16 protein-coding genes and 4 pseudogenes are annotated in these 17,257 nt (G+C 55.7%); 13 read left to right on the top strand and 7 right to left on the bottom strand.

Going from position 1 to position 17,257, the window contains the following annotated elements:
* Positions 1-53: 53 nt before the first annotated feature.
* The 3 genes and pseudogenes from RSAL33209_RS20065 to RSAL33209_RS11920 all read left to right on the top strand — a co-directional run.
* Positions 54-287 (top strand): annotated as a pseudogene (locus RSAL33209_RS20065) (hypothetical protein); the annotation flags it as partial.
* A gap of 98 nt (positions 288-385) precedes the next feature.
* Positions 386-1,691 (top strand): annotated as a pseudogene (locus RSAL33209_RS11930) (asparagine synthetase B family protein).
* Positions 1,692-1,819: 128 nt separating this feature from the next.
* Entirely contained in the window at positions 1,820-3,505 is a 1,686-nt protein-coding gene (locus RSAL33209_RS11920; RefSeq protein WP_114597639.1) for an ABC-F family ATP-binding cassette domain-containing protein, read from the top strand.
* Here RSAL33209_RS11920 and RSAL33209_RS11915 read toward each other — a convergent pair.
* A complete protein-coding gene (locus RSAL33209_RS11915) occupies positions 3,490-4,209 on the bottom strand; it encodes a CPBP family intramembrane glutamic endopeptidase (protein WP_158539316.1) in 720 nt (239 codons plus the stop codon). The two genes, RSAL33209_RS11920 and RSAL33209_RS11915, sit on opposite strands and share 16 nt — an antisense overlap.
* A 125-nt stretch (positions 4,210-4,334) precedes the next feature.
* Here RSAL33209_RS11915 and RSAL33209_RS11910 point away from each other — a divergent pair, with 125 nt between their 5' ends.
* The 5 genes and pseudogenes from RSAL33209_RS11910 (at position 4,335) to RSAL33209_RS11890 (ending at position 8,258) form a co-directional block, all read left to right on the top strand.
* Positions 4,335-5,468, top strand: a complete 1,134-nt coding sequence (locus RSAL33209_RS11910; RefSeq protein ID WP_041685717.1) for a thiolase family protein — start codon at positions 4,335-4,337, stop codon at positions 5,466-5,468.
* Positions 5,375-6,070, top strand: a pseudogene (locus RSAL33209_RS11905) (enoyl-CoA hydratase/isomerase family protein); the annotation flags it as partial. The gene RSAL33209_RS11910 and the pseudogene RSAL33209_RS11905, both read left to right, overlap by 94 nt.
* Positions 6,067-6,915 carry a 3-hydroxyacyl-CoA dehydrogenase family protein gene (locus RSAL33209_RS11900; protein WP_012246068.1) on the top strand — a complete coding sequence of 283 codons (849 nt, stop codon included), beginning with the start codon at positions 6,067-6,069 and terminating at the stop codon, positions 6,913-6,915. The pseudogene RSAL33209_RS11905 and the gene RSAL33209_RS11900, both read left to right, overlap by 4 nt.
* A 14-nt stretch (positions 6,916-6,929) precedes the next feature.
* The gene (locus tag RSAL33209_RS11895) at positions 6,930-7,652 is read left to right on the top strand and encodes a tyrosine-protein phosphatase (protein ID WP_049758981.1); all 723 of its coding nucleotides are present in this window, start codon (positions 6,930-6,932) and stop codon (positions 7,650-7,652) included.
* 9 nt (positions 7,653-7,661) lie between these two features.
* The gene (locus RSAL33209_RS11890; RefSeq protein WP_041684754.1) at positions 7,662-8,258 is read left to right on the top strand and encodes a GNAT family N-acetyltransferase; all 597 of its coding nucleotides are present in this window, start codon (positions 7,662-7,664) and stop codon (positions 8,256-8,258) included.
* A 6-nt stretch (positions 8,259-8,264) separates the two neighbouring features.
* Here the strand turns inward: RSAL33209_RS11890 and RSAL33209_RS11885 are convergent, their stop codons facing one another.
* A complete protein-coding gene (locus RSAL33209_RS11885) occupies positions 8,265-8,651 on the bottom strand; it encodes a hotdog fold thioesterase (protein WP_012246065.1) in 387 nt (128 codons plus the stop codon).
* A gap of 25 nt (positions 8,652-8,676) precedes the next feature.
* Here RSAL33209_RS11885 and RSAL33209_RS11880 point away from each other — a divergent pair, with 25 nt between their 5' ends.
* The 3 genes and pseudogenes from RSAL33209_RS11880 (at position 8,677) to paaZ (ending at position 11,700) form a co-directional block, all read left to right on the top strand.
* On the top strand, positions 8,677-9,201 hold the full coding sequence (locus RSAL33209_RS11880; protein ID WP_012246064.1) for a class I SAM-dependent methyltransferase: 525 nt from the start codon (positions 8,677-8,679) through the stop codon (positions 9,199-9,201).
* A 54-nt stretch (positions 9,202-9,255) separates the two neighbouring features.
* A complete protein-coding gene (locus RSAL33209_RS18835; protein ID WP_012246063.1) occupies positions 9,256-9,444 on the top strand; it encodes a hypothetical protein in 189 nt (62 codons plus the stop codon).
* Between the two features lie 139 nt (positions 9,445-9,583).
* A pseudogene (gene paaZ, locus RSAL33209_RS11870) lies at positions 9,584-11,700 on the top strand (phenylacetic acid degradation bifunctional protein PaaZ).
* Positions 11,701-11,735: 35 nt separating this feature from the next.
* Here paaZ and RSAL33209_RS11865 read toward each other — a convergent pair.
* Positions 11,736-12,161, bottom strand: a complete 426-nt coding sequence (locus tag RSAL33209_RS11865; protein WP_012246059.1) for a universal stress protein — start codon at positions 12,159-12,161, stop codon at positions 11,736-11,738.
* Between the two features lies 1 nt (position 12,162).
* The gene (locus RSAL33209_RS11860) at positions 12,163-13,641 is read right to left on the bottom strand and encodes an MFS transporter (protein ID WP_012246058.1); all 1,479 of its coding nucleotides are present in this window, start codon (positions 13,639-13,641) and stop codon (positions 12,163-12,165) included.
* Positions 13,642-13,940: 299 nt separating this feature from the next.
* On the opposite strand from RSAL33209_RS11860, the gene RSAL33209_RS11855 reads away from it, so the two are divergent.
* Together RSAL33209_RS11855 and RSAL33209_RS11850 are read left to right on the top strand one after the other, a co-directional pair.
* Complete coding sequence (locus RSAL33209_RS11855; RefSeq protein ID WP_145962079.1) at positions 13,941-14,483, top strand: type IV toxin-antitoxin system AbiEi family antitoxin domain-containing protein; 543 nt, start codon at positions 13,941-13,943, stop codon at positions 14,481-14,483.
* Positions 14,464-14,754 (top strand): hypothetical protein, encoded by a 291-nt coding sequence (locus RSAL33209_RS11850; RefSeq protein ID WP_049758980.1) that lies wholly within the window; start codon positions 14,464-14,466, stop codon positions 14,752-14,754. The genes RSAL33209_RS11855 and RSAL33209_RS11850 overlap by 20 nt, the downstream gene beginning before the upstream one ends.
* 67 nt (positions 14,755-14,821) lie before the next feature.
* Here the strand turns inward: RSAL33209_RS11850 and RSAL33209_RS11845 are convergent, their stop codons facing one another.
* Genes RSAL33209_RS11845 through paaI form a run of 3 tightly spaced genes read right to left on the bottom strand, consistent with a single transcriptional unit; the run spans position 14,822 to position 17,174 of the window.
* On the bottom strand, positions 14,822-15,412 hold the full coding sequence (locus RSAL33209_RS11845; protein WP_012246054.1) for a TetR/AcrR family transcriptional regulator: 591 nt from the start codon (positions 15,410-15,412) through the stop codon (positions 14,822-14,824).
* Positions 15,409-16,707, bottom strand: coding sequence for a phenylacetate--CoA ligase PaaK (gene paaK / locus RSAL33209_RS11840; protein ID WP_012246053.1), 1,299 nt, complete (start codon positions 16,705-16,707; stop codon positions 15,409-15,411). Before paaK ends, RSAL33209_RS11845 begins: the two co-directional genes overlap by 4 nt.
* Entirely contained in the window at positions 16,704-17,174 is a 471-nt protein-coding gene (paaI, locus tag RSAL33209_RS11835) for a hydroxyphenylacetyl-CoA thioesterase PaaI (RefSeq protein ID WP_049758979.1), read from the bottom strand. The genes paaK and paaI overlap by 4 nt, the downstream gene beginning before the upstream one ends.
* Positions 17,175-17,257: the final 83 nt, after the last annotated feature.

Genomic DNA, 17,257 nt, shown 5'->3' with positions numbered 1-17,257 from the left:
AACGATCATGGAAATGATTAGAAACCCTTCGTTTTCGCGGACCGGACGGCAGCGGATCCTCAATCGGGCAGAACTATGCCCTAGGCCATCGCAGACTAAGCATCGTGGACCTTCTTGACGGTAGGCAGCCGTTCAAGGTTCCAAATAGCCCCCTTGAACTCGTTTTTACTGGCGAGATAGTCAACTTCAAAGCGCTTGCAGCAGAACTAAGCCTGTCCGTCATCTCAGAAGCAGCAGTGATAGCGGCGGCTTACACGCGGTGGGGTCAAACCTTTGTTCTTCAGTAAAGTCGGCTCGGGTGCGGTATTTGGGTCCGAGCCCAAAGCCATCTTTCGGCATCCGGGAGTTAAGAAATACAGTCTCCGCTGAGAGCTTTGCCACTTCGATGGCGCTGGTCTTCAACACGGGCAGCGATATTTGGGCGAATGTTGACGAAGTGGCTGCCGCTGAAGTCGTGGTGATCTCTGAAGCCAAGATCAGCAGGCGGAAGTATTGGGAAGTCGAGGGTACTCAACAGCCTTGGAAACTTTCAACAGAACAGACGGTCAGTGAAGCAGAGCGGCTGACCATCTCAGCTCTCGAAGCGCAGTTATATGCCGACGTGCCCGTCGGATCGATGCTTTCTGGCGGGCTCGATTCATCGTTGGTCAGTGCAGTAGCCGCAAAGCATTTTCCACTGAGTACTTTCACCATCGACTACATTGATCAAGCCCACGAATTTACTGGTGATGAACTTCGGGTGGACCACGATACGCCCTTTGCCGCGGAAACAGCAGCCTTTTTGGCTACCAATCACGATGTGTTGATGATGGATCCAGAGCAACTGATGGACGGCGAATATCGCCGGGCCGTTGTTCGCTCCAGAGATTCGCCGATTGGCGTTGGTGATATGAACACTTCCCTATTTCTCCTATTCAGACACATTGCCCAACAAAATAAAGTTTTCCTTTCCGGGGAAGGGGCCGATGAGATTTTTGCCGGTTATCCTTGGTTCAATTCCACAGCCGCCCAAGAATTTTCAAGATTTCCCTGGACAATGATTCGAAAGAATCAAGCAGCGTTGCCCCTCGCTGAAGGGCTTTTGCCTCAGTTGGCGATCCAGGAAATTCAAGAATCAGCAAAAAAGCTTGATGAGTCGCAAGCACCAACGGTCTACGGCGATAACTCCGAAAACACCAAGCGCCGTCAGCTGCAATATATTTCGCTCAAGCGTTGGCTTGGCCATGCTGAATCGAACAGATCGACTCAGCATGGCCAATAGTTTAGAAGTGCGTGTGCCGTTTTGTGATCCGGACCTAGTGTCGTTTCTGTATCAGGTGCCGTGGCCACTCATTCGCTTCGATAATCGCGAGAAGAGCATTCTCCGCGCGGTGGCTGCCGATAAGGTTCCGGAGCGAGTTTTGCAGAGAAGAAAAAATTATTATCCGGCTACTCACCATCCTGGTTACACGAGCGCTCTTCAACAGGCCACGCTGATGGCGCTTGACGACAAAAATAATGAGATGGCCTCGCTCGTTGATGGCCGGATCGTTGCCGAGCTGCGTAAACGTCCAGCAGAAGCTATCGATTGGGGAACCCGATTGGAGCTGGAACGCAGTCTGGACCTCTATCTGTGGATCGAGGAAAGCCGGCCGGAATTCAGTGGGTTCTCAGCGAACTCTGCCGGTGCCTACCCAATGAATCAGTCGTGATGGTCCGGACTACAGCGGTTCAGTAAACGATGGACTAACGCGCCATCATCCTGCTACCTTAGAAACATGAATAACTGATCGCAATCCCATCGAAACGTCCTTTTTCACGTTTGATTGCGAGGTTCAGTATGACTTTTCCCTTATCTTCTGAAAATTCTTTTTCGACACATTTAGCCAGCCCAATAGTGCTCCGTGGCGTTTCGCACGGTTATGGCGACAGGCTCCTACTCGACACAATTGACTTGACGATTGCACCGAGCGAGCACGTCGTGATCATTGGTGAAAACGGTGCTGGAAAATCAACGCTGCTGCGTCTTTTCGCCGGTATCGAAACCCCGGATGCCGGGGCGGTGACCCTGGCCGCCAACTTTGGCTATCTTGGCCAAGAACAACATTGGCCCAGTGGATTCACCATCCAGGAGGCGATTGATTCCGCGCTTGCGGAGATTCGGGCCATAGCGGCTGAACTTGAGTTATTGCGGCATCAATTAGCAGACGCGAGTGAGCAGCTTGTTGATCGTTACGACGAATTGGCTACCCGTTTTGCACTGCGCGGCGGCTTTCAGGTGGACTCATTGATGGACGCTGCCTTAGATCGCTTAGGTCTGGCTGGTATTGCCAACTCTCGGCTAGTAGACACGCTTTCCGGGGGTGAAGCCGGGCGGCTTGGTTTGGCTTGTCTGCTTGCTGACCCGGCCGCAGTTCTGCTGTTGGACGAGCCGACAAATCATCTGGACGCTGCTGGCCTGGACTGGTTGGAAGCCAGATTATCAGCACACCGTGGAACGGTTGTTGTGGTCTCGCACGATCGCGTGCTGCTTTCGCGACTTGCCCAAACCGTCATTGAAGTTGACGCGGATCGCACCGAAGTGCGCCGCTACGGCAACGGGTATGACGGCTACATATCGCAGAAGCGAGCCGAGCGCGCGCGTTGGGAACAGGCGTACCACCAATGGCTCGATGCCATGGAGCACGAGCGGCAGAAGGCATTAGCGGTTGAAGGGCGGGTGGCTTATGGCCGGATGACCGACAAAAATAAGATGTCCTACGATCGGTACACCGGCTTAGTTGAAGCCGCAGTCCGCTCGCAGATTCGTAATGCCCAGGAACGACTTCGCCGGTTGCAAGCGCAACCCATTGATCGGCCACCGGTGCCGTTGCGACTTTCGGCCAATCTAGGTGTGCCGAGCGCAATTGACACGGTCATTGAAGCCACCAGGGTCACAGTTTTGGACCGGCTGGATGTGCCGGAACTAGGCGTTGCTGCCAATGACAAACTGCTGATCACCGGTCCGAATGGAGCGGGGAAGACCACGCTACTTAACCTCTTGGCCGGCGTCGGTGCGGAGCTCACCCGGGGTGAGGTTCGCCGTCGTGCTCGGATCGGTTATCTTCCGCAAGAATTACCTGCGCCGGCTCGACCGGAGCAACGTTTGTTGCCCGCTTTTGCCGCTGGACGTGTGGGAGAGATCGATGAGCAGGCGGAGGCGTTGTTGCGCTTAGGGCTGTTTCGGAGCGCCGATTTTGCCCTGCCAGTTGGCACGTTGTCCGTGGGTCAGAGCCGCAGGCTGGCCTTGGCCCGTTTGCTATTGGGCGGCTTCGAAGTGCTGATGCTTGATGAGCCAACAAACCATTTGGCACCGAAATTAGTCGATGAGTTACAAGAGCTTTTTAGCGATTACCATGGGTGTCTGATCATGGTTAGCCACGATCGAGCGCTGCGGCAATGGTTTTCTGGTCTAGCTGATTCTCGCCAACTTGAATTAGTCTCGGGGCGAATAAATGCCGTCCGCCAAACTCAAGATGCCGCATAGAGGACCAGCAAGGCGAGCAGGTTTTTGGCTAAATGCAGGGTGTAGTTCAAGAGCAGATTTTTGCCGCACAAGACATAGGCGAGAACAAGCACCAGCCCCAAACCTAAATATGGGCTCAGCGCGGCAAAGCTAATCGTTTCTTTTCCGACTAAATGCAACATGGCGAACGCCAGTACCGAGATCGCAGCGCAAACCCAGACGTTGAGGTATTTACTGAGTTTGCCGATCAGGAGGTGGCGAAAAAGAAACTCCTCAACGAATGGCCCGGCGATCACAACCAGTAGAACCATCGCCTCTGGCGGTAAAACCTGTACCAAGGCCTGTAGCTCGTTTTGATTGACTGAGGTCTGTGGGTTGACGCCGGTGACCAAAACTAGGGCGGCCGTGACAATCACCATCGCCACTAAAGCCAGCGGAATCATGCCTACAGCCAGTAATGGCTTGGTTCGGTAGAGAACAGTGTTGTTGCGCAGTGTTGGCCAAGCCGCAATCAAGGCAAGGATAAAAAATGTGCCCGAAAGTGTTGCGTTGAGCGCGAATTGTGCAACCTCTGGGTTGGGAAAGATGCTGAGTAGCCAGGACCCTACGCTTTTGTCGAGACTAAAGAGTCCGGAGCTAAATAGCAGCACGCTAGCCAGATAAAGCCCGGCAACAACCAGATCGAGCGCGGTAAAGCGCATGCTTGATCGGGGTACTGAAGCCACGCATCCAACATACGCGTTCTTCGACCGACGATTGACCGTGCTCGCGAGGCTGTGAAATATTGGAGCAGGAATTATTGAACGATTGGTCAGTAAATGGTCTTCGTCCTCAAAAGTAAGGTGTGGCAATGGCGCAAGCATTTCTTGTCGATGGAGTCCGGACGCCAGTAGGCCGCTATGGCGGCGCACTGTCTTCGGTTCGTCCAGATGACCTTGCCGCGGTGGCCTTGGCTGCCCTAATGGCGCGGACCGGAATTGATCCCGCTACGGTTGACGAGGTGATCCTGGGCAATGCGAATCAGTCCGGTGAGGACAATCGCAATGTGGCCCGGATGGCCCTGCTGTTGGCAGGACTACCCAACACGGTTCCCGGCATAACGGTTAATCGGCTCTGCGCCTCGGGTATGTCCGCGATTACTTTGGCCTCGCAAATGGTGAAGTCTGGCGCCGCCGATGTGGTGATCGCCGGCGGTGTTGAATCGATGAGCCGGGCGCCGTGGGTGATGGCGAAACCAGAAAAAGCCTTTGCGCGACCTGGTGACATCTTGGACACTTCAATCGGATGGCGCTTCACGAACCCGCGCTTCTCGGCACGGGATACCTTCTCGATGCCAGAAACAGCTGAAGAGGTCGCGGCCTTAGACGGGATTAGCCGCGAAGATGCGGACGCTTTTGCCTTGCTTTCGCATCAGCGGGCCATTGCGGCAATTGATGCAGGTAAGTTCGATGCCGAGATAGTGCCCGTTCAAGCAAAATCTGGCCGAAACATTATCGAGGTAACCGCGGATGAAGGCCCTCGCCGGGACTCTTATTTGGCGACGCTGGCTGCGTTGAAACCGGTGGTTCGCGCCGGTGGCATTGTCACGGCGGGAAATGCTTCACCGCTGAATGATGGTGCTTCGGCGGTTCTGGTGGTTTCGGAGGCGGCGCTTGAACGCTTTGGTCTGACGCCACGAGCGCGGATTATCGACGGCGTTGCAGCTGCTCTGGAGCCGGCGATTATGGGCTTGGGCCCAGTTCCGGCGACCGAAAAGATTTTGGCGCGTACCGGCGTCGAAATTTCTGCGATTGGTGCGGTGGAGCTCAATGAAGCATTTGCTACCCAGTCGCTCGCCTGTATTCGGCGGCTTGGCCTAGATCCAGAGATCGTCAATGCCGACGGCGGCGCAATCGCCCCGAAGTGCGCAATGCAATCGATCAGCAGATGGTCGACGAATTGCATTTGCTCTGCGAGCTGCTTGAAAAAACGCCACGAATTTTGATCTTGACTGGCGCACAAACGGCCAAAGGAGGAGTTTTTGCCTCGGGTGCAGATATCGCTCAGCTATGGGAGCGCCGTCGCGATGATGCTTTGGCCGGCATAAACATCAAACTTTTCATTCGAATCGCCAAGCTTCCCATGCCGGTCATCGCGGCCTTGGACGGTTATGTTTTGGGCGGCGGCGCGGAGCTGGCTTTCGCGGCAGATTTCCGGATTGGAACGCCATCGATTCGAATCGGTAATCCAGAGACTTCGCTGGGAATTCTGGCTGCCGCGGGTGCTTCCTGGCGGCTACGCGAGTTGGTGGGGGAGCCGCTGGCGAAAGAAATTTTGTTAGCGGGCAGAGTACTCAACGCTGAGGAATCACTCGCTGTGCGACTTGTATCCTCATTGCATCCAGCTGATGAGCTTTTGGCGGCGGCGGAAGCCCTGGCGAACCGAATTGCGGCACAAGATGCGTTAGCAATCCAGTACACAAAGTCCGTTTTTCATGCGTCGCCAGAAGCACACCCGCAAGCGGATATGGACGCGCAGGCGGTACTTTTCGAGTCACCAGCAAAGTTCGAACGAATGACGGCGTTCTTGGAAAGGAAGCAGAAATGACCGAGTTGCCAAAGGCCGTTGGTGTGATCGGCGGCGGCCGGATGGGTGCTGGAATTGCACACGCTTTTTTGACCAAAGGATCCGTCGTCACTATCGCGGAGGCCTCTGCGGAGTTTGTGGCCGCGGCTCGTGAGCGGGTGAGTGAGGCCGTGGAAAAATCTGCAGCTCGCGGCTCAATCACCGAATCAGTGGAGGCGTGCCTTAGCTGTCTGACCGTAGTTACGTCGGTAGAGGAACTCTCCGGTTCTGATTTGGTTGTCGAGGCGGTTCCTGAGGTATTTGAGCTCAAGGTCTCGGCCTTGCAAAGGGCAGAAGCAGTGTTAGCTGAGGGTACGGTGTTGGCAACCAACACCTCCTCGCTTTCGGTAAACGGTTTGGCCGCAGTCTTGGCTCGGCCCGAACGGTTCCTTGGCCTGCACTTCTTCAATCCGGTCCCGGCTTCCACGATGGTCGAATTGGTCCGCGGCGAGCTTAGCCCGGACGCTCTGGTTTCCGATGCCAAGGCTTGGGTGACAGCATTAGGCAAACGCGCCATCGTAGTTAAAGACGCGCCGGGATTCGCCTCTTCACGGTTAGGCGGGGCCATTGCTTTGGAAGCGATGCGAATGGTCGAGGAAGGTGTGGCGTCACCGGAGGACATTGATACCGCAATGGAGCTTGGCTACAAGCATCCGATGGGCCCCTTGCGGACGACTGATGTGGTGGTTTTGGACGTGCGGTTAGGTATAGCGGAGTACCTGGCTTCCACTCTGGGACCGCGCTTTGAACCGCCGCAGATTTTGCGGGACAAAGTTGCTCGTGGCGAACTAGGACGTAAATCCGGCCAAGGCTTCTTCAGCTGGTAAGCGTGGTTCCCGCTATGGACGAGGAAACCAGCAATCGCGAAATGGCCTGGTCCGGTGCCGTCAACGCGCGTGATTTGGGTGGATTGGTGCGGGTGCAACCTGGGCGAGTCTTTCGTAGCGCGCGACGCGAATACCTGAGCCAGGCGGGCTGGCAGCAAATGTATGACTCGGGCGTGCGGACCATCATTGATTTACGCAATGTCGACGAGCACGGCCGCCGAGAAAGCGATCCGACTGACGTTGTTGAGGACGCACGAATTCGGGTGATTTCAGTTCCGATTGAAGACCAATCGGTGCCGGAGTTTCAGGAGATTTATCCCACGCATAACTCGCCGGAGTGCTTCTGGCCAACTATGCGATTGTGGCCAGAGAAGCTGGTTGCTGTGTACCGGGCGATTGCCCAGGCGGCCACTGAACCGGGTGGAGTATTGATCCATTGTGCGGCGGGCCGAGATCGTACTGGCATGATCGTGATGGGTCTTTTACAACTGGCGGGTGTTCCGGCGGAGCAGATCGTGGCTGACTATGAGCTAGCGGTGCGAGGTATCACCAGTTATGATCCGAAATTTACTGATAGCCCGGAGGGCTATGACCTGAGCCTTGAGGCCTGGGTGATTCACACAAGACAAGCCATGTTGGCGTCCTTGGCTACCGACGACGTCGAGAGCTATCTTTTGCGAAATAAGGTCAGCAAAGGTGAAATTGGCTCTATTCGCAGGCTACTGATCGACGCCTAAAATGTGCTTATGACTTCGATTTTGCCCATTACCTTGACCGGAAAGTTCGTTCAGCTAGAGCCGCTGAGCCAGGAGCACCATGACGGGCTGGTGGCCGCGGTAGCCGATGGCGAGATGTGGAATATTTGGTACACCTCAATTCCGACGCCGCAGGGCATGGCCGCTGAAATCGACCGTCGGCTAGCGCTTCAAGAACAGGGCGCCATGCTGCCGTTCACAGCTCGACGGCTGAGCGACGGCAAGATTATTGGCATGACCACCTATATGAACATTGACGTCTCAGTGCCCAGGGTGGAAATTGGATCCACCTGGAATTCCGCAAGCGTGCACGGAACCGGAACCGGAAACAATCCTGATTCGAAACTCTTACTGCTCCAACATGCTTTCGAAACCCTGCAATGCAACTCGGTAGAGTTCCGCACGTCCTGGCACAATCATCAATCCCGCGCGGCGATTGCGCGTTTGGGCGCAAAACAAGACGGCGTGCTGCGCAACCAGTCCAAGGTCAACGGGATGTTGCGAGATACCGTGGTTTTTTCGATTCTGCCGAACGAATGGGAAAGCGTTAAATTAGGCCTGGAATACCGGATAACCAAGCAGCGCTAGGTCGGTTCAGCGTTTCTCAAGCAATAAATTGCTGATCCGCAGTGTGCAAAGCCTTTCGCCAGCCTCATTCGTGATCAAGACTTCGTGGCTGGTCATGGTGCGGCCCAGCTGCAGGGGAGTCGCCGTGATGGTGACTATGCCTTCTCGAGCGGATTTGTGGTGCGTGGCGGAGACATCCACGCCGACGGCGGTGCGACCCAAAGTCGAGGCGTAAATTACCGCAGCCCAGGAGCCAACTGCCTCGCCCACCGCCAGTGAGGCGCCACCGTGTAATAGACCGAATGATTGTCGATTTCCTTCGACCGGCATCGTCGCGACGACGCGCTGCACGGATTCTTCAACAATCTGCACGCCCATTTTTTCGTCGAGCTCACCCAACACTATTTTCCACATGTGGTTAGCCTAATAGGATCGAAGTATGGGTTATGACGATGGCAGTGCCGGGGATGCAAACTACGGTTCAATAGGTCGTGGTTACGCAGATTATCGCCAGCCCGAGCCATATATCGCTGAGCGAATTCTTGCCGCCCTTGGTAATGCGGAATCTGTTCTCAACCTTGGGGCCGGTGCCGGGTCCTACGAGCCAGTAGACCGGCTAGTCACCGCGGTGGAACCAAGCGAAACTATGCGTGCGCAGCGCCCTGATTACTTGAGTCGAGCTCTTGAAGGCAGTGCAGAAAGCCTGCCGTTTGAGGACAATTATTTTGATGCGGCAATGGCTACTTTCACCGTGCACCAATGGCAAGACCTGGAATCGGGTTTAGCGGAAATGCGCAGGGTCGCTCGAGGGCCGGTTGCGATTCTGAGCTGTGATCCGGTGCTGCTAGACCGTTTTTGGCTGGCGGAGTACGCTCCGACGGTCATTGCCACCGAAGCCCGTCGTTATCCGGATCCGGCGCGAATCGCTGCGATACTTGGCAACGCTCGGATCGAGCCGGTGTAGATTCCACCCAACTGCCGTGACGGTTTTGGCGAAGCCTATTATAGCCGGCCAGAAATGTTCCTAGATCCCGGTGCTGTCACGGCAAATTCTGCCTGGAGTTTTGTTACCGAAGCTGAACGGCATGATGCGGTAGCGAGCTTGGCCGCTGACTTGAAATCTGGCCGCTGGGACGAAAAAAATCAGGCCTTGCGAACACAGCCGTTCTTTGAGGGTTCTTTAGTGCTGATTGTCAGCGAGCGTTAGGGCTGGATCGCACTCAGCCCAGTGCGCTAAGCTGATCCTAATTACTGACCACTCGTTCAGTAATTAGCGCCAGAAAGAGCTGAAGAATGCCGTCAGTGACGGACGCAAGCTCCCAGAACCAGCTGAAGGAATGTCAACGATGACCAGCACGGCTACAGCCTTGAACATTGTTCCCAGTTACCTTGAGGGTTCTTGGTGGGCCCCGGAAACTGCGCCCGCGAATGCGCCAATCGCTCGGGATGCTAACACTGGTGAGGCCTTGGCCACCGTGAGTTCCGACGGCGTGGACTTGGCCGCCGTCGTGCGTTACGGTCGTGAAACTGGCCAGCGCAATTTGGGTGACTTCACTATATCACCAGCGCGCGCTCAAGCTCAAAGAGCTTGCCCAGTTCCTCAATGAGCGACGCGAAGAGCTGTACCGAATTTCTGCCCAAACGGGAGCCACTAAAGTCGACAATTTGGTCGATATTGATGGTGGCATCGGCGTGCTGTTCACCTTTGGCTCTAAAGGTCGTAGGGAATTGCCAAACTCGAATGTCGTGATTGACGGCCCACTTGAAGTGCTTTCCCGAGACGGTTCATTCCTGGGTGAACACATCTATACCCGAATCCCCGGCGTTGCCGTGCAGATCAACGCCTTCAATTTTCCGGTCTGGGGCATGCTGGAAAAATTTGCGCCAGCTTTTTTGGCGGGTGTACCAAGCATCGTCAAACCTGCCACGCCAACCGGCTACGTCACTGAGGCGATGGTTCGGCTGATGGTAGATTCCGGGATTCTGCCGGCAGGTTCGATTCAGCTGATTTCCGGCTCTGCCCGCGACCTCCTTGATCACCTGGACTACCGTGATTTGGCGGCCTTTACTGGCTCCGCTTCGACCTCAAAAAAGCTCAAAGGGCACCCGAACGTGGTCTTCGGTGGTGTGCGATTCACCTCGGAAACCGATTCGCTCAATGCCGCGATTTTGGGCCCTGATGCCGGGCCTGGAACCCCTGAGTTCGAGGCGTTTGTGCGCTCGGTGGCCACCGAGCGCACGGTTAAAGCGGGGCAGAAGTGCACCAGCATCCGCCGCACCATCGTGCCGAACGCGCTCAAGGGCGACGTCGTTGCCGCGATTTCCGCGCGACTTGCTGAAAAGGTAGTGCTCGGCGACCCTCGTGCTGAAGGTGTCACCATGGGTGCGCTAGCGTCACTGGACCAATTGGCCGATGTGCGTGCCGCGGTCCAAACCATGCTTGATGCCGGCGGCGAGCTGGTCTATGGCACGCTGGATTCGCCACAAGTTACCCGCCGCGACGGCTCCGTCGGCGTCGTGGAACAAGGTGCATTCATGTCGCCGATATTGCTGAGATGGGCTGATTCTCGGGCAAAAGAAGTCCATGAGCTGGAAGTTTTTGGCCCGGTGACTTCGGTTATTGGTTATGAAAGCCTTGACGAAGCGATTCAACTGGCAGCTATGGGCGCAGGCTCCTTAGTGGCGTCGGTATGTTCCAACGACCCGCTCATCGTGCAACAGCTGGTGACGGGGATTGCCGCGCACCATGGCCGAGTGCTGGTGCTCAACCGAGAAGATGCGCGTTCATCGACCGGGCATGGTTCACCCGTGCCGCATTTGGTACACGGCGGGCCGGGCCGGTGGCGGTGAAGAGCTGGGAGGTATTCGTTCAGTCCACCACCACATGCAACGCACTGCGCTTCAAGGCTCGCCCAATATGCTCACCGCAGTTACTGGTGTCTGGCATCCGGGTGCGGACCGAAATTTCGACTCTGTACACTCGTTCAGAAATTCCTTGGCGGAGTTGCGCATTGGTGACGCCTTTGGCTCCGAACTGCGTGAAGTTTCGCTCCAGGACGTTACCGATTTTGCGAACTCAACGGGAGACACGTTTTACGCGCACACCAATGAGGCTGCGGCAGCGGCAAACCCCTTCTTCCCGGGCATCGTAGCGCATGGCTACTTGTTGTTGTCCTGGGCCGCCTGGTTGTTTGTGGAGCCGGCTCCGGGTCCAGTGCTGGCAAATTACGGGCTAGAGAATCTGCGCTTCATCACCCCGCTAGCCGCGGGTGATTCCTTCCGGGTAACGCTGACCGCAAAGAAAATTACCCCGCGCGAGGACCAGGAATACGGCGAGGTTTGCTGGGATGCGATTTTGCACAATCAGCACGACGAGATCGTCGCCAGTTATGACGTATTGACTCTGGCAGCCAAGACTCAAGACGGCGTTGACGGCTCGCAGAATGCTGTTTTGAGCCAGTAACCCGCTCGCTCCTAGCTAGCGATGCACTGCGCTGATCAATTTGCTTGCGACGGCGGCATGATTAACACCGGGCATCTAGCTCGGTAGACCAACTTGTGCGCCAGTAACGGTGAGGTAGAAGTGATCTTTCTGCGCGGTGCATCGACTACTAGCAGCTCGGCATGGGCCGATTCGCTCAGGAGTACTTTGCCTGGCGTGCCTCGCACCAAGCGACATTCAACCTCAGACTTGAGGACCGCAAGAACCTGATCTCGCAATGCCTTTTCCGCTGCTTGGAAAAGGCGCTCTGGGTTGACGGTTAGCGCAGATGGTCTGCCAGCTGAAGCTGACGGAGCTCTAGGCGCAGACCAGGCTTGAACTGCGATTAGCTGCGCTTCGCGAAGCTGCGCCTCGTGTGCGGCCATTCGCAATGCACCGGGCGAGCCACTTGACGCGCTGACACCAACGACGACGAATCCCACCTTATGCTCCCTTCGAATCGCTCGGTTCGCTGACTTTAGACAGCGGATCCGCGATCATTTCCAATGATTGTCGCTCCGCGTTGACGCCGAAGATCAAAGCAATGATCCCGCCGGCAAACATAATCGCGGAGCCAAGATAGAAACCGCCGGTGATTGGGCCGCGGCTAGTGCCGTCGCCCACCAAGGCGCCGAAAATAACCGGGCCAAGCGCGCCAACTATTTGCGCGACAGCGAAGAAATACGAGATTGCTTGGCCGCGAAGTTCCAAAGGGAAGATTTCGCTGACGGTCAGGTAAGCCGAGGATGCTCCCGCCGAGGCGAAGAAAAACGCGATACACCACAAGATGACGTGGGTGGTGGCGTTCAGAACGTTCGCTTGGAAAAGTGCGGCGGACACCGCGAGCACCACGCCAGCCAAACCATAGGTAGTGAAAATCATTTTCCGTCTGCCAATGGTGTCGAAGAGCGGTCCAAGCAGCAATGGTCCGAGCAAATTGCCAATGGCGAAAGGAAAAATATAGAACCCAGTTGTGCCTTTAGGCACGGCGTAAAAGTTTTCCAGGACTAGCGCATAACTGAAAAAGATTGCGTTGTAGAGAAAGGATTGCGTAATCATCATGCTCAAGCTCAGGAAGGTGCGTTTTGGATATTGGAAGACGAATACTCGAAACACCTTTCCAAAGGGCACGCTCTTCATCGGAGCTATCAGCATCGCCTGGTCATCAGAAACTTCACTGAGCTCGCAGCCAGAAGCTCTAATGTCCGCCTCGATTTTGTCGACCGTGGCTTCGGCTTCGGCTTGATGACCATGAGTGACCAGCCAGCGCGGACTTTCCGGAATATGCCGTCGCAGATAGATGATGATAAATCCCAAGACGGGGCCAACGAAGAACCCGATGCGCCAGCCCCAACCGTTGGCAAATGAATCAGCTGCCTCAGAACCGCCAGGTAGGAGGAAGATATTGGCAGTGGCGCCCAGGGCAGCACCGGCCCAATATGTTCCGTTGATCGCAATATCAACCCGCCCCCGGTAGTGCGAAGGGATCAATTCGTCGATCGCCGAGTTGATCGCGGTATTTTCGCCGCCAATACCCATCCCTGCGATGAATCTGAAGACCCAGAGGAATTCCATATTCGGTGAAAAACCAGCAATGCCGCTGCCAACCAGGTAGATTGCCAGCGTCAGGATGAAGAGCCGCTTACGGCCTAATCGGTCAGCCATGCGGCCGAAGACTAGAGACCCCGCGACCTGCCAAATCAAGTAAATCGTGCCGGTCAAACCGATCTGAGCGCTGTCCATACCAAGTGCTTGTTGGAAGCCATTTTGAGCCACGATTTGGACTTCCAGGCCATCCAATATCCAGGAGACACCAAGGCCAATCACCACCGTCCAATGGAATTTAGTCCACGGCAGTCTGTCCATCCGGGCCGCAACCACACTCCGGATCGGCTTCGGTGTCTCGCTGAGCGCGTTGCTCACGGTACTCCTCCTTGAGTCCTGGCACGGCGTCGTCGGTCATTAGCCCCGCCTCATCAGCAACTTACTCCGGGAGTCCGTCGAAAACAATGGCTACCCAAGGCAAGCATTCATTGGTGAGGCAGCTTAGCCAAGCGGTGTCCAATTAGCCTGCTGCAAAGTTTCGTAGAGTCCCATCTTTGGGCTCTGCGCGGGGACATAACTACTTATGTCCCCGCGCAGACATTTTGTCTGGGACATAAGTTATCCACAGTCCGGATTTAACTCCTGACGGCGTGGGCTTATTACGCCAGGATGAGATGGTGGATCGAAAAATTGTCCAACTGGCATTGTTGCAAGGTGGCGCGGTGCGTCGGGTTGAGCTGTTGCGTGCCGGGGTGACGCCGAAAATGATGGCGCATGCTGTTGAATCTAGTCAGATAGCGCTGTTTCCGCGGGGCGTTTATGCCGTGACCGGAACACCAAGCTGGTGGATCGACGCTCGTCGTCGGGGTGCTGAGCTCGGCTGTATCTCAGCAGCGGTTACCCGCGGATTATGGGTTGTCAGTAAGCCCGAGAAGTGGCATGTTTGTGCGCCGAACAGTCGGATCTCAGGGCCATTTATCCGGCACCGAAGCCGAGGGCGTCCTTCTGTGCTCGACGTTGTACTTCAATGTCTACGCTGTTTGCCGGAGCGCGAGGCATTCGCCGTGGCGGAATCGAGTGTAGTGCTCCGGCAACTGACTTTGGCGCAATTGCGCGCGGCGACTTTGGGCCGTAATAAATGCCAAAATCAACGCGATTGTTGCCCGAATCAACCCGGCGTCAGAGTCAATTTTGGAAACGGTGGCCCGCTACGAACTTGAGAGCGCCGGTTATCAGGTGCAAATTCAAAAATATTTCCCAGGACTGGGCCGGCTAGACATGCTGCTGGACGGCGTTCTGGGCTTGGAACTTGACGGCCGCGAGCACCATTCGACGGAGACCGCCTTTGATGAGGACCGGCGTCGGAATAACTACTACGTGGTCAACGGGATTCCAACCCTCCGCGTCAAGTACAGCACCGTTTTCTACCACCCCGAAGAGTTTCTGCAACTAGTAAGCAGCGCAATGACCAAAGTTATGTCCCAGCGATAGGGGCGAAGAGGGGACATAAGTACTTATGTCCCCGCACAGCGGTCTGAGCGGGGACATGACTTTCGGATTAGAGTCGGAGTCCGTCAAACACCATGGCAATCACCTGGTCAGCTAATTTGGCCGCACTCAGGGATCCGCCTGGTCGGTACCATCCGACTATTGAGTTGATCGTGCCGACGAGCAGCCGCTCTGCCGTTCGAGCATCAGTGTCTGAACGAAGCGAACCACCGGCCTGAGCTGCCGAAACCAATATTGAGACTTCACGGTCAAAATCACGACGACGGCGCAGCGCCTCGCGCTCCATCGCCGTGTTCCCGCGCAACCTCAGCAGCAACGTGACATAGGGCAGCTTCTCCACGAGCACCGCAACCGTGCCACGAAGCACTCGCTCTAATCTGGCGTCAGGCTTTTCTGCTGCAGAAGAAGCCGCTAAAACTGCTTCAAGACCGCCAAGTGCCTGATCCAAAGCGAGCTCCAATAGCGCCTCTTTGGAATCTACGTGGTGGTAGATAGCAGATTTTGAGACACCTAGCCGTTCAGCCAGAAGCCCCATTGAGGTTGCTTCATATCCGTGCTGGTTGAACGCCTCAACAGCTATTCGAAGGACAGTCTCTTGGTCATAACCGGGTCTGCCGCGCCGCGCCGCGTTGACCGTCATGGCTTCTCCCGCAGATCGTAAACGCGGCGAAGTTTGCCATTGGAGCGTTCCAAAGTGCCAGGATCGACGACGACGATCGCGGCCGAAGAGCCAATGTGCACTTTGATCTCCTTCCGCAGCAGGGCTACCGCCGCGTCTCGTTGCGCTACGGAAGTGCCTTCTCGCGGTTCAACTTTGACGGTCAATTCATCCATCTGTTGCCCGGGACTGCGAGTGATCTCAAGCTGGAAGTGTGGGCTGAGATCGGGGATGCGCAGTGCGATTTCCTCGATTTGAGAAGGGAAAAGATTGACGCCGCGCAAAATAATCATGTCGTCCGTGCGGCCGCCAATCCGAGCCATTCGACGCATGCCAGGCCGTGCGGTACCGGGCAATAATCGGGTCAGATCTTTCGTGCGGTATCGAATTATGGGTAGGGCTTTTTTGGTCAACGTGGTGAAAACTAGCTCACCCGTTTCACCGTCCGGCAGCACATTATCCAAGGTGTATGGGTCAACAATCTCGGGTCGAAAGTGATCTTCCCAAATGTGAGATCCATCCTGTGTTTCGACGAATTCGCCGGCGACTCCAGGCCCAATCACTTCGGAAAGGCCATAAATGTCACTGGCTTTGAGCCCAAGCCCCGCTTCCAGCTCGTGCCGCATTTCTTCGGTCCAGGGCTCAGCACCGCAGACCGCGAATTTGAGCGAAGTTGACTGTGGCTCGATGCCGCGTCGCACCATCGCATCCATGATGGTCAATAAATAGGTTGGCGTACACATGATGACATCCGGCTCAAAGTCCTGGATCAGTTGAATCTGTTTTTCAGTCTGCCCGCCAGACATCGGAATCACGGTGCAGCCCAGCGCTTCGGCACCGTAATGCGCGCCTAGGCCGCCAGTAAAGAGCCCGTAGCCGTAAGCAATGTGCACCTTGTGGCCTGGTCGTGCCCCAGAAGCGCTTATTGACCGAGCCACTAGGGAAGCCCAGTTTTTTAGATCCTGCGCGGTATAGCCCACCACGGTAGGTTTGCCGGTGGTACCAGAGGAGGCATGAATCCGGGCCACTTCGGACTGCGGAACGGCAAACATGCCAAAGGGATACTCAGCTCGTAGATCTTCCTTGGTCGTGTAAGGGAAGAGCGCCAAATCATCTAGAGTGCGCAAATCTGATGGCTTAACCCCTGCGGCATCAAATTTTCGTTGGTAGAGCGGAACGCGGTCATAGGCATAATGAACAGTTTGTTGGAGCCTGGCCAATTGCAGTTCTTCAATGCGCTCGCGGTCAAAAAACTGCGGGTCTTCAGCGTTATTCATGCATTGCTCCCTCGAGTAGGAATGGTTCGGGAACGTCCGCGGAACTCGGCAATGAGTTCCGGGCTGGCATCAGATTCAGCAAAAACTTGCACATCGTAAATACCGCTACGGCCGGTCTGCGCCCGTCTGTTGGCTACCGCTGTCAGTCTTTGGCCCGCCCGGCTTGGTGCCAGAAAATTGATATCGACGCCAGCCGCCACTGTTTGAGTCGAGCCGTCGGAATCCGCAGGATTGCAAGCAAAAGCAAATGCCGAGTCGGCAAAGGCAAAGATCATGCCGCCGTGGCTTACGCCAAAACCGTTCATCATCTCGGGCCGTAACGTCATCGACAACGTTGCGTGGCCGTCGCTGATCTTGTCGATAGTGATACCAAGCCAGTCGGAGGCGGCCTCGCCTTCAAGCATTGGATGCGTCATAGTGGCCTCCGGAGGCTGAACAAGCAGGTTATTTACTGACTGAATGTTCATTAGGTAATCCTGTTCATCGGACTGTGTCAAGACCGAGACATTTTGCTCAGCCCAAACAAAGGCCTGCTTGATGGACTGATGCG

This window comes from Renibacterium salmoninarum ATCC 33209 (assembly GCF_000018885.1).
Taxonomy (GTDB): Bacteria; Actinomycetota; Actinomycetes; order Actinomycetales; family Micrococcaceae; genus Renibacterium; species Renibacterium salmoninarum.
This window is presented reverse-complemented; position numbering and strand designations above follow the sequence as displayed.

What these genes read in the sequence shown, in the direction of transcription:
- RSAL33209_RS11920 (WP_114597639.1), top strand. Translation starts at nt 1,820, where the DNA reads ATGACTTTTCCCTTATCTTCTGAAAATTCTTTTTCGACACATTTAGCC.
- RSAL33209_RS11910 (WP_041685717.1), top strand. Translation starts at nt 4,335, where the DNA reads ATGGCGCAAGCATTTCTTGTCGATGGAGTCCGGACGCCAGTAGGCCGC.
- RSAL33209_RS11900 (WP_012246068.1), top strand. Translation starts at nt 6,067, where the DNA reads ATGACCGAGTTGCCAAAGGCCGTTGGTGTGATCGGCGGCGGCCGGATG.
- RSAL33209_RS11895 (WP_049758981.1), top strand. Translation starts at nt 6,930, where the DNA reads ATGGACGAGGAAACCAGCAATCGCGAAATGGCCTGGTCCGGTGCCGTC.
- RSAL33209_RS11890 (WP_041684754.1), top strand. Translation starts at nt 7,662, where the DNA reads ATGACTTCGATTTTGCCCATTACCTTGACCGGAAAGTTCGTTCAGCTA.
- RSAL33209_RS11885 (WP_012246065.1), bottom strand. Translation starts at nt 8,651, where the DNA reads ATGTGGAAAATAGTGTTGGGTGAGCTCGACGAAAAAATGGGCGTGCAG.
- RSAL33209_RS11880 (WP_012246064.1), top strand. Translation starts at nt 8,677, where the DNA reads ATGGGTTATGACGATGGCAGTGCCGGGGATGCAAACTACGGTTCAATA.
- RSAL33209_RS18835 (WP_012246063.1), top strand. Translation starts at nt 9,256, where the DNA reads ATGTTCCTAGATCCCGGTGCTGTCACGGCAAATTCTGCCTGGAGTTTT.
- RSAL33209_RS11845 (WP_012246054.1), bottom strand. Translation starts at nt 15,412, where the DNA reads ATGACGGTCAACGCGGCGCGGCGCGGCAGACCCGGTTATGACCAAGAG.
- paaK (WP_012246053.1), bottom strand. Translation starts at nt 16,707, where the DNA reads ATGAATAACGCTGAAGACCCGCAGTTTTTTGACCGCGAGCGCATTGAA.
- paaI (WP_049758979.1), bottom strand. Translation starts at nt 17,174, where the DNA reads ATGAACATTCAGTCAGTAAATAACCTGCTTGTTCAGCCTCCGGAGGCC.